Origin of the sequence: Kocuria sp. CCUG 69068, assembly GCF_020833785.1 — a bacterium.
In the GTDB taxonomy this organism is placed as follows: Bacteria; Actinomycetota; Actinomycetes; order Actinomycetales; family Micrococcaceae; genus Kocuria; species Kocuria rosea.
Genome location: NZ_PDDL01000002.1, coordinates 24,399 through 39,736 on the forward strand (window position 1 = coordinate 24,399; position 15,338 = coordinate 39,736).

General features: G+C 74.1%; 17 protein-coding genes. 9 read left to right on the forward strand and 8 right to left on the reverse strand.

The window, feature by feature from the left end:
* Positions 1-44 precede the first annotated feature (44 nt).
* Entirely contained in the window at positions 45-617 is a 573-nt protein-coding gene (locus tag CRM73_RS00675) for a DUF664 domain-containing protein (RefSeq protein WP_229586416.1), read from the forward strand.
* A gap of 14 nt (positions 618-631) precedes the next feature.
* Here CRM73_RS00675 and CRM73_RS00680 read toward each other — a convergent pair whose 3' ends face one another.
* Positions 632-841, reverse strand: coding sequence for a hypothetical protein (locus CRM73_RS00680; protein ID WP_229586418.1), 210 nt, complete (start codon positions 839-841; stop codon positions 632-634).
* Between the two features lie 94 nt (positions 842-935).
* On the reverse strand, positions 936-1,667 hold the full coding sequence (locus CRM73_RS00685; protein ID WP_133410143.1) for a DUF72 domain-containing protein: 732 nt from the start codon (positions 1,665-1,667) through the stop codon (positions 936-938).
* 176 nt (positions 1,668-1,843) lie between these two features.
* Between CRM73_RS00685 and CRM73_RS00690 the strand changes: the two genes are divergently transcribed.
* Positions 1,844-2,434 carry a thymidine kinase gene (locus CRM73_RS00690; RefSeq protein WP_095651108.1) on the forward strand — a complete coding sequence of 197 codons (591 nt, stop codon included), beginning with the start codon at positions 1,844-1,846 and terminating at the stop codon, positions 2,432-2,434.
* Positions 2,435-2,468: 34 nt separating this feature from the next.
* On the opposite strand, the gene CRM73_RS00695 is transcribed toward CRM73_RS00690, so the two are convergent.
* From CRM73_RS00695 to CRM73_RS00705, 3 genes are all read right to left on the reverse strand, one after another.
* Complete coding sequence (locus tag CRM73_RS00695; protein ID WP_229586420.1) at positions 2,469-2,966, reverse strand: hypothetical protein; 498 nt, start codon at positions 2,964-2,966, stop codon at positions 2,469-2,471.
* A 418-nt stretch (positions 2,967-3,384) separates the two neighbouring features.
* On the reverse strand, positions 3,385-5,079 hold the full coding sequence (locus tag CRM73_RS00700) for an MDR family MFS transporter (RefSeq protein ID WP_229586422.1): 1,695 nt from the start codon (positions 5,077-5,079) through the stop codon (positions 3,385-3,387).
* Positions 5,076-5,777, reverse strand: a complete 702-nt coding sequence (locus CRM73_RS00705; RefSeq protein WP_017833802.1) for a TetR/AcrR family transcriptional regulator — start codon at positions 5,775-5,777, stop codon at positions 5,076-5,078. Before CRM73_RS00705 ends, CRM73_RS00700 begins: the two co-directional genes overlap by 4 nt.
* A 163-nt stretch (positions 5,778-5,940) precedes the next feature.
* Here CRM73_RS00705 and CRM73_RS00710 point away from each other — a divergent pair, with 163 nt between their 5' ends.
* On the forward strand, positions 5,941-6,552 hold the full coding sequence (locus CRM73_RS00710; protein ID WP_229586424.1) for a hypothetical protein: 612 nt from the start codon (positions 5,941-5,943) through the stop codon (positions 6,550-6,552).
* Here CRM73_RS00710 and CRM73_RS00715 read toward each other — a convergent pair.
* Positions 6,527-7,420 (reverse strand): SDR family NAD(P)-dependent oxidoreductase, encoded by an 894-nt coding sequence (locus tag CRM73_RS00715; RefSeq protein ID WP_229586426.1) that lies wholly within the window; start codon positions 7,418-7,420, stop codon positions 6,527-6,529. The genes CRM73_RS00710 and CRM73_RS00715 overlap by 26 nt on opposite strands.
* Positions 7,421-7,566: 146 nt before the next feature.
* On the opposite strand from CRM73_RS00715, the gene CRM73_RS00720 reads away from it, so the two are divergent.
* Complete coding sequence (locus CRM73_RS00720; RefSeq protein WP_095651104.1) at positions 7,567-8,265, forward strand: type 1 glutamine amidotransferase domain-containing protein; 699 nt, start codon at positions 7,567-7,569, stop codon at positions 8,263-8,265.
* A 43-nt stretch (positions 8,266-8,308) separates the two neighbouring features.
* Here CRM73_RS00720 and CRM73_RS00725 read toward each other — a convergent pair whose 3' ends face one another.
* Entirely contained in the window at positions 8,309-8,512 is a 204-nt protein-coding gene (locus tag CRM73_RS00725; protein WP_017833806.1) for a hypothetical protein, read from the reverse strand.
* Positions 8,513-8,708: 196 nt separating this feature from the next.
* Here CRM73_RS00725 and CRM73_RS00730 point away from each other — a divergent pair, with 196 nt between their 5' ends.
* Together CRM73_RS00730 and CRM73_RS00735 are read left to right on the forward strand one after the other, a co-directional pair.
* Positions 8,709-9,452 carry an MBL fold metallo-hydrolase gene (locus CRM73_RS00730; protein ID WP_035923923.1) on the forward strand — a complete coding sequence of 248 codons (744 nt, stop codon included), beginning with the start codon at positions 8,709-8,711 and terminating at the stop codon, positions 9,450-9,452.
* 154 nt (positions 9,453-9,606) lie between these two features.
* Positions 9,607-10,614, forward strand: a complete 1,008-nt coding sequence (locus CRM73_RS00735; RefSeq protein WP_229586428.1) for an NAD(P)-dependent alcohol dehydrogenase — start codon at positions 9,607-9,609, stop codon at positions 10,612-10,614.
* 42 nt (positions 10,615-10,656) lie between these two features.
* Here CRM73_RS00735 and CRM73_RS00740 read toward each other — a convergent pair whose 3' ends face one another.
* On the reverse strand, positions 10,657-11,835 hold the full coding sequence (locus CRM73_RS00740; RefSeq protein WP_031283166.1) for a CAP domain-containing protein: 1,179 nt from the start codon (positions 11,833-11,835) through the stop codon (positions 10,657-10,659).
* A gap of 323 nt (positions 11,836-12,158) precedes the next feature.
* On the opposite strand from CRM73_RS00740, the gene CRM73_RS00745 reads away from it, so the two are divergent.
* The 3 genes from CRM73_RS00745 (at position 12,159) to CRM73_RS00755 (ending at position 15,311) form a co-directional block, all read left to right on the forward strand.
* The gene (locus CRM73_RS00745) at positions 12,159-12,593 is read left to right on the forward strand and encodes a hypothetical protein (RefSeq protein WP_229586430.1); all 435 of its coding nucleotides are present in this window, start codon (positions 12,159-12,161) and stop codon (positions 12,591-12,593) included.
* A 38-nt stretch (positions 12,594-12,631) separates the two neighbouring features.
* Positions 12,632-13,969, forward strand: coding sequence for a M20/M25/M40 family metallo-hydrolase (locus tag CRM73_RS00750; RefSeq protein WP_017833811.1), 1,338 nt, complete (start codon positions 12,632-12,634; stop codon positions 13,967-13,969).
* Positions 13,970-14,048: 79 nt separating this feature from the next.
* The gene (locus CRM73_RS00755; protein WP_229586432.1) at positions 14,049-15,311 is read left to right on the forward strand and encodes an acyl-CoA dehydrogenase family protein; all 1,263 of its coding nucleotides are present in this window, start codon (positions 14,049-14,051) and stop codon (positions 15,309-15,311) included.
* Positions 15,312-15,338: the final 27 nt, after the last annotated feature.

Here is a 15,338-nt window from a genome sequence, read left to right on the forward strand (position 1 = left end):
GCCTCGTCCCCGATCCGCGCCGCACGACACCTCAGGAGCCCACTGTGCCCTTCCTCACTCCCACCGTCACCGACGAGCGCGACGCCCTGGCGGCCTTCGCGAGCCAGCAGATCCGCCAGGTCGCCACCACCCTCCAGGGCCTGAACGCCGAGCAGCTGCGGGCGACGCCCTCGGCGAGCGCCATGAGCCTGGGCGCGCTGGCCCGGCACGTCCTGTTCATCGGCGGGCACGGTCCGTTCGCGGTGCTCACGGACCCCCACCGGACCTCCGGGGAGCCGCTGGACGACGCCGGCTGGGCCGCCGGGGCGATCCTGCCGGAGGCCGTGCAGCCGGAGGACACCGCCGAGTCCCTGGGCGCGGCCCTGTACTTGCTGGCCGACCGCGTCGAGGCGGGCCTGCGCACCGCGGACCCGGAGGCCCGCATCCCCGTCCCGGACGCCCCGTGGTTCCCAAAGGACCTGGGGACGTGGCCCGCCCGGTGGGTGGCGCTGCACATGGTCGAGGAGAACGCCCGGCACGCCGGGCACGCCGACATCCTGCGCGAGTCCCTCGACGGGCGGACCGCCTACGAGCTCAACGCCCTGGCGGACGGGGAGACGTGGAGCCCGCAGGACTGACCGGCCCGAGGGGTCTACTCGTCGTCCGGTGGGCGCCCGGTCCCCGCCTCCAGGTCCTCCGGCGGCGGGGCGTCGTCCTCCGCCTCCTCGGGGGGAGCGTCCGCGCGCCGGTTGCTCTCGTCGGTGGTGGCGGTCAGCCACGTCTCGTCGCGGACGCCCAGTCCCTCCTGGCTCGTCTCCGCCCAGGCCTCGTCGCGGTCCGCGGGCTCGGGGTAGCGGTCCATCTCCGGCTCCTGTCCTGCTCGACGGTGATGGCCCGATCCTATGCCCGGGCCCGGCATCCCGCGCACGGCGTCCCGCGCCCGGCCGGGGATCTCCTCAGCCGCCCTCGAGGAGCCGGCGCAGCGTCAGGGCGTTGCGCACGGCGTGGCCGTCGCCGTCGTTGTTGAAGTACGCGTAGACCTCGCGGCCGCCGTGGTGCCACTCCCGGATCCGGTCGGCCCACCAGGCCAGGTCCTCGTCCGAGTAGGAGCCGGCGTAGAGGTGGTGGTGGTCGGGGCCGTGGAAGCGGACGTAGACGAAGGGGGCGGTGGCCTCGAGGACGCAGGGCAGCCCGGCCCCGCTCATCACGCAGTACGCCGCGCCGTGGCGCCGGAGCAGCTCGAAGACCTCCGGGTGCACCCAGCTGTCGTGGCGGAACTCCACGGCGACGGGCAGCCAGTCCGGCAGCCCGGCCAGGAACCAGTCGAGGCGAGCGTCGTCGCGGGCCTGCGCCGGCGGGAGCTGGACGAGCAGCACGCCGCGCCGGTCCCGCAGCTCGTGCCAGGACTCGGCGATCCGCCGGCTCCAGGTCTCGGGCGCGTAGAGCTTCTTCGCGTGCGTCAGTCCGCGGGGGGCCTTCACCGTCATCCGGAAGCCCTCCGGCAGGCGCCGGTTCCAGCCGGCGAAGGTGCTGCTGCGCGGCCAGCGGTAGAAGCTGGCGTTGAGCTCCACGGTGGAGAAGGCCCGGGTGTAGATCTCCAGGCGCTTGGCCGGGGCCGTGCCGGGGGGATAGAGGACGTGCTCCCAGTGGTCGTAGCTCCACCCGGAGGTGCCGATGTGCCAGCCCATGGGCTCCAGGGTAGCTGCGGAGGGCGCCGGGTCCGGCCGTCGCGCCGGGCGCCGGCCGGCCGCGCGGCGGACGTAGGGTGTTCACCGGCACGCACGGCGCCCCCGCCGAGCACCCCGCACGACCCCAGGAGAACGCTCATGACCACCCTCGCCCCCCGGCCCGCCGGGACCCGCTGATGGCGAAGCTCTACTTCCGGCACGGGGCGATGAACTCCGGCAAGTCCACCGTGCTGATCCAGGCCGCGCACAACTACGAGGAGCGCGACCAGACGGTCCTCGTCGCCAAGCCCGCGATCGACTCGAAGGGCGCGGACACCGTGGTCTCACGGCTGGGGGAGTCCCGGCGGGTCGACCTGCTGCTGGCCCCGGAGGACGGGGCGCGCGAGCGCTTCCGGGCCGCTGTGCGGGAGCGCGGACCGGTGCACTGCCTGCTGGTGGACGAGGCGCAGTTCCTCGCCCCGGGCCAGGTCGACGACCTGCTGCGCATCGCGGTGCTCGACGGCGTCCCGGTGCTGGCCTACGGGCTGCGCACCGACTTCCGCACGGAGGCGTTCCCGGGCGCTGCGCGCCTGCTGGCCGTGGCCCACACGGTCGAGGAGCTGCGCACGATCTGCCGCTGCGGGTCCAAGGCGATGTTCAACGCCCGCACGGTGGACGGGGAGCCTGTCTTCGAGGGCGACCAGGTGGCCATCGACGGCGTGTCCGTGTCCTACGAGTCGATGTGCGCCGGCTGCTACCTCCGGCACTCCGGCGGGCGCCTGGGCTGAGCCCGGGACCCGGCGGGCCGGCCCGGGGACGGCGTCAGGGGGTCACGTCCCGGTCGTCCTCGCGGCCGTGCCGGTCGACGACCGCCCAGAACAGGTCCTCGGGGATCGCCTCGAGGTCGGGGTGCAGGGCGGCGAGCTCGTCGATGATGGCGGCCACGTCGTAGTGGGCGTGCACGTCGCCGCGCCGGGCGAGCCGGTTCGAGGCGATCAGGCCCTCGACGTAGGCGGTGTGGTCGGAGTCGGTGAACGTGCTCAGGACCGCGTCCGCCCACAGCTGCTCGAAGGCCGGGTGGCCCTCGGTGACGAGCCGGACCGGGGCGTGCGCGAAGTCGGGCTCGGCGGGGTCGGCCTCCGGGGCGTCCCGCACCGGTCCCGTGGTCTTGGCGAACCGGGTGCCGTCGTCGACCGTGACGGTCCGGTCGGTCTCGTCGACGACGGTGTGCCGCTCGGTGCGCAGGACGGGGCCGCCGCGGACCACCACGGCGCGGGTGCCGACGCCGGTGGCTCCGCCGACGTGGTGGTGCTGGCTCACGGCGACCTCCTGGGGTCTGCGCTGCGGGGGCGGCCGATCCGCCGGGTGCCTGATGCGCAGAACCTAGCAGGCGGCGCCGACCGCCGGAAGCCTCCGGGAACGCGGATGGCGCCGCCGGAGGGGCTCCGGCGGAGGGGCTCCGGCGGCGCCGAGGGCGCGGGGTGGACCGGGGCTCAGCCGCCGAGCAGCACCGCGCGGACCAGGTCGAAGAACATGCCGAGGATGGCCGTGAAGTTGGGGTTGAAGAACGCGTCGAACTCGCCGACCAGTCTGATCATGACAGTTCCTTCCGAGGGGGGTGGGTGGGGCCCGGGCCGGGCGTGGATCCGGCCCGGGCCCGAGCCTACCGGGGGTGTTCACGGAAGCACATGGCCTTTCGGCCAGTTCCCGCCCCGGGCCGGCCGGACGCCGGGACCCGTCAGGGGGCGGGGGTGCCGGTGGAGGACGCTCGGCGCGCGTCGTCGTGCGCCGCTGTCTCCTGCGCCGCGGCCTCCATTGCGGCGGCCTCCTTCGCTGCGGCCTCGTGCGCGGCGGCCTCCGCGCCGCCGATGGCCTCGCCGCGGGCCACCATGCCGGCGGTGTCGGAGAGGGGGATCTGCTTGAGGAACACCGCGAGCACGAAGGCCAGCAGCATGAAGGGGACGAGGTACCAGAACACCGGGGCGAGGGAGTCGGCGTACGCGGTGACGATGCCCTCGCGGACGGGCTCGGGCAGCTGTGCCAGGGTCTGCGGGTCCAGGGTGGCGGTCGCCTCCCCGGCCTGGGCGGCGGAGGCGCCGGCGCCGGTGAAGACCGCCGTGAGCTGCTCCGAGAGGTTGTTGGTGAAGATCGCCCCGAAGATCGCCACGCCGAGGGCCGCGCCGACCTCGCGGAAGTAGTTGTTGGTGCTGGTGGCGGTGCCCACCATGGACGGGTCCACGGCGTTCTGCACCACGAGGACGATGACCTGCATGATCAGGCCCAGGCCCGCGCCGAGCACGAGGAGGTAGACGCAGATCAGCCAGATGGGCGTCTCGGCCGCCAGCGTGGTCATGGCGAGCATGGCCGAGGCCGTGACGAGCGTGCCCGCCGGCGGGTAGCCCCTGTACCGGCCGGTGCGGGAGATCCTGAGGCCGGACCAGATCGAGGTGCCCATCAGCCCGACCATCATGGGGACCATGAGCAGCCCGGACTCCGCCGCCGAGGTGCCGGAGGACATCTGCAGGAACGTGGGCACGAACGCGATGGCGGCGAACATCCCCAGCCCCAGGGTGAGGCCGATCGCGGTGGCGTTGACGAACACCGGGTTGCGGAACAGGCCCAGGGGGATGATCGGGTCCTCGGCCCGGGTCTCGTTCCAGACGAACAGCGCCGTGGCCACGACCATGCCGCCCGCCCAGGCCCAGGTGGCGGCCGCGCCCCAGCCGTGCTCGGCGTTGCCGCCGAACTCGGTGAAGAAGATGAGACAGGTCGTCGCCACGGACAGCAGCAGCACGCCGGCCACGTCGATCCTGCGGGTCGCGCGCTTGTGCGGGAGGGTCAGGGTGAACCACGCGATGGCGAAGGCGGCGATGCCGATGGGGATGTTGATGTAGAAGGCCCACTGCCAGGTGAGGTGGTCCACGAAGTAGCCGCCGAGCAGCGGCCCCGCCACGGCGGAGAGCCCGAAGATGCCGCCGAGCGGGCCCATGTACTTGCCGCGCTCGGAGGCCGGGACGATGTCCGCGATGATCGCCTGGGAAAGGATCATCAGTCCTCCGCCGCCGAGCCCCTGCAGCGCGCGGAAGGTCACGAACTGCCAGAAACCGGTGGCCAGGGCGCAGCCCACCGACGCGAGGGTGAACAGGGCGATGGCGACCAGGAAGAGGTTGCGCCGGCCCAGGACGTCGCCGAACTTGCCGTAGACGGGCATCACGATGGTGGTGGCCAGCAGGTAGGCCGTGGTGATCCAGGCCTGGTGCTCCACGCCGCCCAGCTCCCCGACGATGGTCGGCATGGCGGTGGAGACGATCGTCTGGTCGAGGCTGGCGAGCATCATCCCGGCGATGAGGGCGGAGAAGATGATCCAGATCCGCTTCTGGGTCAGCACCAGCAGCGGGGCGTCCTGCGCGACCGCGGGCGGGGTGGTGGTCATGGGCTTCCTTCGGTGTCCGGGGACGGGTCAGAGGTGTCGGGGGGAGTGGCTGAGCGGGTGTCCGCGGCGGTGTCCGGCGTCGTCTGCGGGGCGGTGGCGCCGGGGGAGAGCAGGGCCCCGGCGAGGCGGACGTTGCGGGCCAGCAGCTCCGCGAACTCCTCCAGGGGCGGGGACTCGTCCGGGTCGGCGCCGGCCGGCCGGGTCTCGAGGAGCTCGTGGACGGTGTGCCCGGCGAGGTGGGAGACGACGGCGGCGGCCACGCCGGGGAACGGGTCCCGCTCCCCGCAGCCCTGCCGGCGCGCGATGAGCTCCGTCAGCTCGGCCAGCCGGCGTTCCATGGTCTCGGTGAGCCGCTGGAGCAGCACGGGCTCGCGGCGCAGGACGTCCAGCAGCAGGGTCCGGTCGTGGGGGCCCTCCAGCAGGGCGAAGGAGCGCACGACCAGCTCCTGCAGGGCGCTCAGCAGCGGCGCTCCGTCCGGGGCGGAGCCCCCGGCCACGAACTCCTCGCCGAAGGCCTCGAGCGGGTCCCGGGCCGGGGTGCCCAGCACGGCGTCGTCCTTGGAGGCGAAGTAGTTGAAGAAGCTCCGCCGGGAGATCCCGACCTGCGCGCAGAGCTCGTCCACGGTGAACCCCGCCAGCCCGCGCTCGGCGGTCAGCCGGCGCGCGCCGGCGATGAGGGAGCGGCGGGTCCGGCGCATGCGCTGCTCCCGTGCGCCCGCCGTCACCGGAGGCGCCCGAGATCGACTTGATGTTGCACTCACGACATCATAGTGCAATTTTGTGGCGGGTGGTGCCCGGTGCGCCGTCGTGCCCCCGTCCGTACGCTGGACCACGTCGGCGCACGACCGGAGGAGACCCGTCATGGCCCAGGAACCGGACCCCCGCCCGCGGCTGATCGGGCTGCACGGGCGCAAGCAGTCGGGCAAGGACACGTGCGGCGACCGCCTCGTGGTCGCGCACGGCTACGCACGGGTGGCCTTCGCGGACCCGCTGCGGCTGTTCCTCACCGAGCTGGACCCTCTCGTGGGCGTCCGGGACGGCCGGCTCGTGCGGCTCGCCACGGTGCTGGCGGAGGCCGGCGGGGACTGGGGTCTGCTCAAGGACGAGGCGCGGGACCCGGTGCACCGGGAGATCCGGACGCTGCTGCAGAAGGTCGGCAACGAGGCCGGCAAGGCCGTCTTCGGGGAGACGGTGTGGGCGGACCGCGGGCTGGAGACCGCCCGCCGGCTGGGCGGGCCGGTCGTGTTCACGGACGTGCGCTTCGACGTCGAGGCAGAGGCCATCACGGCCGCGGGGGGCCGGGTGGTGCACGTGGTGCGCCCCGGGGCTCCCGCCCCGGACGACCCGCACCCCTCGGAGGCCGGCATCGACCCGCGCTGGATCACCGCCGTCCTCGTCAACGACGGGACGGTCGAGCAGCTCTGGGCGAAGGTCGACGCGCTGGCGCTCAGCCGGCCGGGTGCCCCGGGGTGAGCCCCACCAGCTCGGCGCTGCGCCGCCACAGGGCGTCCGCGAGCGCGACGTCGGCCGCGCGGGACGGGGCACGGGCGGGCCGCCTCTTCGCGAAGTAGCCCCCGGGGCACCAGTCCTCGCCGGCGACGCCCTCCGCCAGCCACACCAGGGTCTCCGCGCCCCGTTCCGGGGTGATCATGAGCCGGCGGCCCAGGCGGGTGCGGTACAGGAACCGCAGGGGGGTGGTGGTGCCCGAGGCGAAGTTCGTCGCGACGCCCCCGGGGTGGAACGCCGCGGCGGCGAGGCCGTGCGGCCCGTGCCGGCGGTCGAGACCGCGGGTGAAGAGGATGTTGGCGAGCTTCGTGTCCCCGTAGGCCCCCTGCGGGGACCAGCGCCGGTCGTCGACGAGGACCTCCGGCGAGAGCCGGCCGATGCGGGCCGCGACGCTGGACGTGCTGAGCACCGCCGCGCCGTCCGCCACGAGCCGGTCGAGCAGCAGGTGGGTGAGCAGGAACGGCGCCAGGTGGTTGACCTGCCACGTCATCTCGTGCCCGTCGGGCGTCAGCTCGCGGCGGTCGAAGATCCCGCCGGCGTTGTTGACCAGCACGTCGATCCGCGGGACGGACTCCTGCAGCTCCCGGGCGAGCCGGCGCACGTCGTCGAGCCGCGCGAAGTCCGCGGTGAAGTGCCGGAGCCCGAGGGGCCCGGCCACCGCCGCGGTCTTCGCGCCCGATCGCCCGACGACGACGACGTCGTGGCCCCGTCCCGCCAGCTCGCGGGCGGCGGCGGCCCCGATGCCGTCGCTCGCGCCGGTGATCACGACCGTGCGCCGCCCCCTGCGCCGGTGGGCGTGCTGCTCGCGGTGCTGGTCCTCGTCGTGCTGGTCCATGGTGGCCTCCTCGGTCGAGCCGGAATCCCGGTCAGCATAGCGACGCACCCTGGGCCGCCGGACGGAATAAGCGCGCGGGCGGAGCCGTTGCGGCACGCACGACGGAAAACACCCGGACAGGCACCACAGCTGAGGAGCTGACCATCATGGCCCGTGTTCTGATGATCGTCTCGGCGGCCGACTCCCTCACCATGCGGGACGGCACCGAGCACCCCACCGGCTTCTGGGCGGAGGAGCTCGTCGTCGCCCACCGGGCGCTGCGCCGGGCCGGGCACACCGTCGACATCGCCACCCCCGGCGGTCGCCGGCCCACCGTGGACCGGGTCAGCCTCTCCCCGGACGTCACCGGGGGCCAGGAGCGGGCCGACGAGTTCCGCACCTACCTGGAGGAGATCGACGCCGAGCTCGCCGCCCCCCGCGTCCTCGCCGAGGTCGACGAGCACGACTACGACGCCGTGGTCCTGCCCGGCGGCCACGGTCCCATGGCGGACCTCGTCCACGACCCCTCGCTCGGCCGGATCCTGGCCTCCTCGGACCGGACCGGCCGGCTCATCGCCCCGTTCTGCCACGGCCCGGCAGCCCTGCTCAGCGCCCAGGACGACGGGACGTTCCTCTTCGCGGGCCGCCGGCTGACCGCCTTCACCAACGAGGAGGAGCTCGGCGGCGGCACCGGGGAGAACACCCCCTGGTTCCTGGAGACCGTGCTCCGGGAGAAGGGGGCCGTCGTGGAGACCGGCCCCGCGTGGTCCAGCCACGTCATCCGCGACGCCAACCTGATCACCGGCCAGAACCCCCAGTCCAGCCAGGCCGTCGCCGACGTCCTCGTGGAGGCGCTCGCCGAGTGACCCCCGGCCGCAGAGGCACCGGCGGCGGTGGGAGCCGCCGGGCTCAGGCGCTGACGGGCGTCCTCCCGGCCAGGGCGAGGCCGCGGGCGGCGACCACCGCGTCCCGGAACTCCGGGAAGGTGCGGCGGACGGCGTGCCCGCCGCCGGCCGGGACGAAGGTCATGGCCCACCGGTTCCGGCGGAGCCGGTGGAAGGGCACGGCGACGATCTCCACGGAGGGCAGGGCATCGGGGCGCTGAGCGTTCACAGCGGGACCTTTCGGGGGGGGGGGGGGGGGGCAGGTCGGGGGAGGACGGGGCCTGCTCCGGGCGGACCGGGGGATCCGCGGACCGGGGCCCTGCGTGGGGCCCATGGTACCGGGCGCGCCGCCCGGCGGGGCGGTCGCCTGGCCGGTGTCGGCGCCCGGCAGGTATGATCAGCACACTGATCGAGTGAGGAGACCCATGTTCACCCCCGAAGTGGCCGACGGCGTCCACCGCATCACCCACGCCCACGTCAACTGCTACCTGGTCGAGGACGAGGACGGCGTCACGCTCGTGGACGCCGGCCTGCCGAGCATGTGGCCCATGCTGCTGGCGGGACTCGAGGAGCGCGGGCGGCGCCCCGACGAGGTCAGGGCGCTGGTGCTCACGCACGCGCACTTCGACCACGTCGGCTTCGCCCGGCGGGCGCAGGAGGAGTGGCGGCTGCCGGTGCACGGGCACCCTGCGGACGCGCGGCTGGCCGCCCACCCGTACCGGTACCGGCCCGAGCGCAACCGGTTCCTCTACCCCTTCACCCACCCGCGGTCCCTGCCGTTGCTCGGCCGCATGGCGGCGGCCGGGGCCCTCGCGGTCCGGGGCGTGCGGGAGCTGCGCCCGCTCGAGGCCGGGGCCGTCCTGCCTGTCCCGGGCCGGCCGGTGGTCGTCCACACCCCCGGCCACACGGACGGGCACTGCGTCCTGGACCTGCCCGGCCGGGGGACCGTGCTCAGCGGTGACGCGCTCGTGACGCTGGACCCCTACACCGGCCGGCGCGGCCCGCAGATCGTCGCCGGGGCCGCGACCCACGACTCCGCCGTGGCCCTCGCCTCCCTCGACGCGGTGGCCGCCACCGGGGCGCGCACCGTGCTGCCCGGTCACGGGGAGCGGTGGACGCAGGGCGCCGAGGCCGCGGCCCGGCACGCCCGCGCGGTGGGCGCCCACTGAGCGAGCCCGGCAGGGTCCGCGGATCGGGCCGGGAGCGGCCGTGGCCGTCGCGACCCCGCCCCACCGGGCATCCGAAGCGTGCTGATGACACTCCCGGGGGCGGCGGCTATCGTGGGCGGAGACCGACGACCCCACAGCGCCTGGAGGACCACCCGTGAAGCAACTGACCGTCTCCGCCCCCGGCGGCCTGGACCGGCTCGAGCTCGGGGAGGCCCCCGACCCGGGCGCGCCGGGCCCCGGCGAGGTCCGCGTCCGCGTGCACGCCAGCTCCCTGAACTACCACGACTACCTCGTGGTCTCCGGCGGGACGCGGACCGAGGACGGGAGGATCCCGCTGGCGGACGGCGCGGGCGTCGTCGAGGCCGTGGGGGAGGGCGTCGACGACCTCGCGGAGGGCGACGCCGTGGTCTCCTGCTTCTTCCCGCTCTGGCAGGACGGACCCCCCGTGGACGGGAACTTCCGGCGCGTCCCGGGAGACGGGCTCGACGGCTACGCCCGGGAGGCGGTGGTGCGTCCCGCCACGTGGTTCACGCGCGCCCCGGCCGGGTGGTCCCACGCCGAGGCCGCGACCATCACCACGGCCGGCGTCACCGCCTGGCGGGCGCTCGTGGTGGACGGCGGGCTCCGTGCGGGGGACGTGGTCCTGGCCCTGGGCACCGGCGGCGTCTCGGTCTACGCCACGCAGCTCGCCAAGGCCGTGGGCGCCACCGTGGTGGTCACGTCCTCCTCCGACGAGAAGCTCGAGCGCGTCCGGCGGCTCGGCACGGACCACGTCATCAACTACCGCGAGACCCCCGAGTGGGGCCGCGCCGTCCAGGAGCTCACGGACGGGCGCGGCGCCGACCACGTGATCGAGGTCGGCGGCCCGGGCACCCTGGCGCAGTCGATCCGCGCCGTGCGGGTCGGCGGCCACATCTCCCTGATCGGCGTGCTCACCGGGGCGGCGGGCGACGTCCCCACGGCGCTGCTCATGGCGCGCCAGGCGCGCCTCCAAGGACTGCTGGTGGGCAGCCGCCGGGACCAGGCCGACTTCGTGCGCGCGCTCGAGGCGACCGGGCTGCGGCCGGTGATCGACCGCCGCCGCCCCCTCGCCGAGGCCGCCGACGCGTTCCGGGAGATGGAGTCGGCCCGGCACTTCGGCAAGATCGTGCTCGAGCACTGAGCCCGGCCGGTGCCCCGGGGGGCGCGCCCCGGGGCACCCGGGTCACCAGCCGGTGACCCACACCTGACCGGTGGCCGGGGACCAGTTCACCCTGTACCCGTTCGAGAAGCGCTGGTAGACGGTGGCCCCGGTGCGGATCTCGTCGGTGACCGGGTAGCCGTAGCCCCGCTCGAAGCCGGCGGCCTTCCAGGCGCGGCCGATGGCGCCGGTCTCGTGCACCGCACGCGCGCCGTGGGCCCGGGTCCACAGCACCTTGGTGAGCGCCCCGTCCCGGGAGAAGACCTGGTAGGAGGACCCGTCGGCCAGCCGGCGCTCCTCCGTGGTCGGGAAGCCGTAGCCGTTCTCCCGCCCCCCGGCCACGAACTTCTGGCCGATGACCGTGGCGTTCTCCACCCGGTGGGCGCCCGTGGCCGGGCTCCAGTACAGGGTGGACTTGCGCCCGTTCAGGGAGAACTCCTGGTAGACGCCTCCGGCGCGCAGCCCGCCGCGCTCCGCCGTCACGGGCTGACCGACGACCGCGGCGCCGCCCAGGGCGTGGTACTTCGCGCCGATGGCGCCGGCCACGCCGTAGCCTGCCGGGGGCTGGACGGGCGTCGACGTCTCGTAGGTGTAGGCCGGGGCCCCGTTCACGCGCGTAGAGGCGTCCGCGGGCGCGCCGCCGTTGGCGTACCCGTAGAGGTTGACGGTGGAGAGCACTTGCCAGGGCTGCCCGGAGTTCTCGAGCCGGCCGTCCGCGTAGGTGAGGCCGATGCCGATCACCTCGTGGCGCGGGTCCTTGATCGCCTTGTCGTGGGCGGCCGAGGACTTCCACCACGCCACCAGGGCGCGCACGTCCCGGTGGTGTTCCAGGGCGATCACCTCGTTGGCGCTGGTCCAGGGCCCGGTGCGCGGATCGGTGAGGAAGGTGGTGCTGTGCGAGAACTTCTCCTCGACGATCTGCCGGTCGGACTCCTTCTGCACCACCTGGGACAGCGTGGCGGAGTACTTGAGCGGCTTCACGCCGAGGGACTCGCGGTAGCGGTTGATCTCGTCGAGGATCAGCTGGGCGTCGGCCTGACGCGTGGCGGCGTCCACCGCGACGATGTCCTGCGCGGCGGCGTGGGCCGCCGGACCGGCCAGCAGCGAGGTGCCGGCGAGCGTGGTGACGCCGATGCCGGCGGAGAGGGCCAGAGCGGCCATGCGGCCGTGACGGCGCGCGGGGGCGCAGCGATGTTTCGCCATGGGTGCTTCTGCTTCCTGGTCTGTCTGCACGCACGGAGGAACTGGGGGGTTCCGTGCGGCGGGGGGCTATCGTCGTCCGGCCGGACGACGAGACAGATTGGGCTGGGGAAGGCGCCCAGGGAAAGGCTAGGGAATTCCCATTGCAAATAGGAAGTGTGTGAAATTGTTTCGTCTATCACAGGAGAATAACGACGACATCACGGAATGAACCGGACGGCCGGAATTCCCGTGGTTATGGTGAGCGGTTCACACCCCGTCCGCGCGGCGAACGCACCGGTGCCGGTGACGATAGGCTGGGAGCGCACGCCCGGAGAAGGAGCCCGATGACCGTCCACGCCACCCGCGCCACCGGCGTCCGGGCCCCGTTGCGGCTGTGCCTCGTCCTCGCCGCCGCCGTCGGCCTGACCGGGTGCGGCCCCGACCTCGGGACGCCCGAGGGCACCACCCGGGCGTTCGTCGACGCGATGGCCGAGCGCGACTGGGACGGCGCCTGCGAGCTGCTGTCCCACGACTTCGTGCACCGGGTCACGGAGGGCAGCTCCCAGTACTGCGGGGTCCACCTCGAGCGCCGGCACCCGGACACCTCCCGCTACGAGACGCTCGCCGTCCAGGGCGAGGCCGTCGAGACCGCCGAGGGGTACCGGCTGGAGGTCGCCCCCGAGGACGCTCCCGGGGAGACTGAGGAGGTCGTCGTGGTCGAGGAGTCCGGACGCCTCGTGCTGCTGAGCTACCCCGGCCGCGACACCGCCGTCCGCTGAACCCCACCCGCCCACCAGGAACCCCAGGAAGGACCGCCATGACCGATCCTCAGACCGTTCCCGCCGCGGCGGCCGCGGCGTCGTCGCCCGAGGGCGAGACCGTCGAGATCTGCCGCAACCTCATCCGCATCGACACCTCCAACTACGGCAGCGGCGACGCCAAGGGGGAGCGGCGGGCCGCCGAGTACGTGGCCGGGCTGATCGAGGAGGTCGGTCTCGCCACGACCGTCCTGGAGTCGGCGCCCGGCCGCGCCAACGTCTTCGCCCGGATCGAGGGCACCGACCCCTCCGCCGACGCCCTGCTGGTGCACGGCCACCTGGACGTGGTGCCCGCGATCGCCGCGGACTGGTCCGTGGACCCGTTCGGGGGCGAGATCCGGGACGGCATGATCTGGGGCCGCGGTGCCGTGGACATGAAGGACATGGACGCCATGATGATCTCGGTCCTGCGCCACATGGTGCGCACCGGGGACCGGCCGCGGCGGGACATCGTCTTCGGCTTCTTCGCCGACGAGGAGGCCGGCATGGTGTACGGCTCGCACTGGATCGCGGAGCACCACCGCGGTCTCTTCGACGGCGTCACCGACGCCATCAGCGAGGTCGGCGGGTACTCGGCCACCATCGGCGGCCGGCGGGCCTACCTGCTGCAGACGGCGGAGAAGGGCCTCATGTGGTTGCGTCTCAACGCGCAGGGCACGGCCGGGCACGGCTCCCAGATCAACGACGACAACCCGGTCACCCGGCTCTCGAGGGCGCTGGCCAACATCGGCGAGCACCAGTGGCCCGTGGAGCTCACCAAGACCACCCGGGCGTTCCTGGACTCGGTCACCGAGCTGACGGGCGTGGAGTTCGACCCCCAGAACCCCCAGCGGCTGCTCGCCGAGCTCGGCTCCGTGGCACGGTTCGTGGGCGCGACACTGCAGACCACCGCGAACCCGACGATGCTCGAGGCGGGCTACAAGGTCAACGTCATCCCCGGCTCCGCCCAGGCGGGGCTGGACGTGCGCTATCTGCCGGGCCAGCGCGAGATCGTGCTGGCGAAGCTCGCGGAGCTCGCCGGGGACGGGGTGTCCTTCGAGTTCGAGTCGGACGACATCGCCCTCGAGGTGCCGTTCTCCGGCACCGTGGTCGACGCCATGGTCGACGCGCTGCACGCCGAGGACCCCGAGGCGGTCGTGCTGCCGTACATGCTCTCCGGCGGGACGGACAACAAGTCCCTGGACCCGCTCGGCATCACCGGCTACGGGTTCGTGCCGCTGCGCCTGCCCGACGAGCTCGACTTCCCGTCCATGTTCCACGGCGTGGACGAGCGCGTGCCCACGGACTCCCTGGAGTTCGGCTCCCGCGTGCTGCACCGGCTGCTGACCCGGTACTGACCGGCCACCGGCCCCTCCCACCCCGGTCCGCCCGACCGCCGGAGCACCCACGACCCCGACGACCGCCGACAGGAGCGAGATGCACCCCGCCACCGGACCGCAGCCCGCGACCGCACGACCCGCACCCGCACCCGCACCTGCGGGAGCCGAGGCCCCCGAGGACCGGGCGGCCGGCGACCTGGTGCCCGAGACCCTGCTCCCGGACGACCTGCTGGCGACGTTCCGCGAGCGCGCCGCCGGCTACGACCGGGAGAACCGGTTCTTCGACGAGGACTTCGCGGACCTGGTGCGGATCGGCTATCCGCTGATGCTGGTGCCGCGGGACCGGGGCGGCCTCGGGTTCACGCTGCAGCAGGCGGTCGCCGCGCAGCGGCGGCTCGCCGCGGCCGCCCCCGCCACGGCGCTGGGCATCAACATGCACCACGTCCTGGTGGGCGTGGCGCACACCCTGCGCCTGCGCGGGGACGCCCGGGCCGAGCGGATCTTCGAGCTGGCCGCGGCCGGGGAGATCTTCGCCTTCGGCATCTCCGAGGCGGGCAACGACTCCGTGCTCTTCGACTCCGACACCACCGCGGTGGCCGTGGCGGACGGCTACCGGATCACGGGCACGAAGATCTTCACCTCGCTGTCCCCCGTGTGGACCCGGCTGATCGTCCACGCCCGCGACGACGCCGAGGAGGGCACGCCGCTGGTCTTCGGCCTCCTGGACCGGGCGGCGGAGGGCATCGAGGTCCTCGACGACTGGGACACCATGGGCATGCGGGCCTCACAGTCCCGGACCACGGTGCTGCGCTCGGTGCCGATGCCCGCGGAGCAGGTGCTCACCCGCACCCCGGTGGGCCCGAACCCGGACCCGGTGGTGTGGGGCGTCTTCGGCTGCTTCGAGCTGCTGCTGGCCGCCGTCTACACCGGGATCGCGGACCGTGCGGTGGAGCTGGCCGTGGAGATCGCCGGCATCCGGCGGTCCCGCGGCGGGGGAGCGCCCCGCGCCGAGCGCCCCGACGTCCGCCGACGGATCGCCGAGGCCGCCCTGTTGCGGGACGGGGTGGAGCTGCAGCTGCTCCGGCTGACCGCGGACGTGGACGCCCTCGGCACCGCCGGCGCCCCGGACCACGGCCCCCGCTGGTTCCTGCTGTTCTCCGGGGTCAAGCACCGGGCCACCGAGGCGGCCCGCGGGGTCGTCGACCTCGCGATGCGCAGCTCGGGAGGGGCCCAGTACTCCCGGGGCGGGGAGCTGGAACGGCTGTACCGGGACGTGCTCGCCGGGATCTACCACCCGTCCGACGACGAGTCCGTGCACGCGGCCGTGGCCAAGGCTCTGCTGGGCCCGATCGGGGGCTGAGCCCCGCCGGCGGGGACGGGTCCCGGG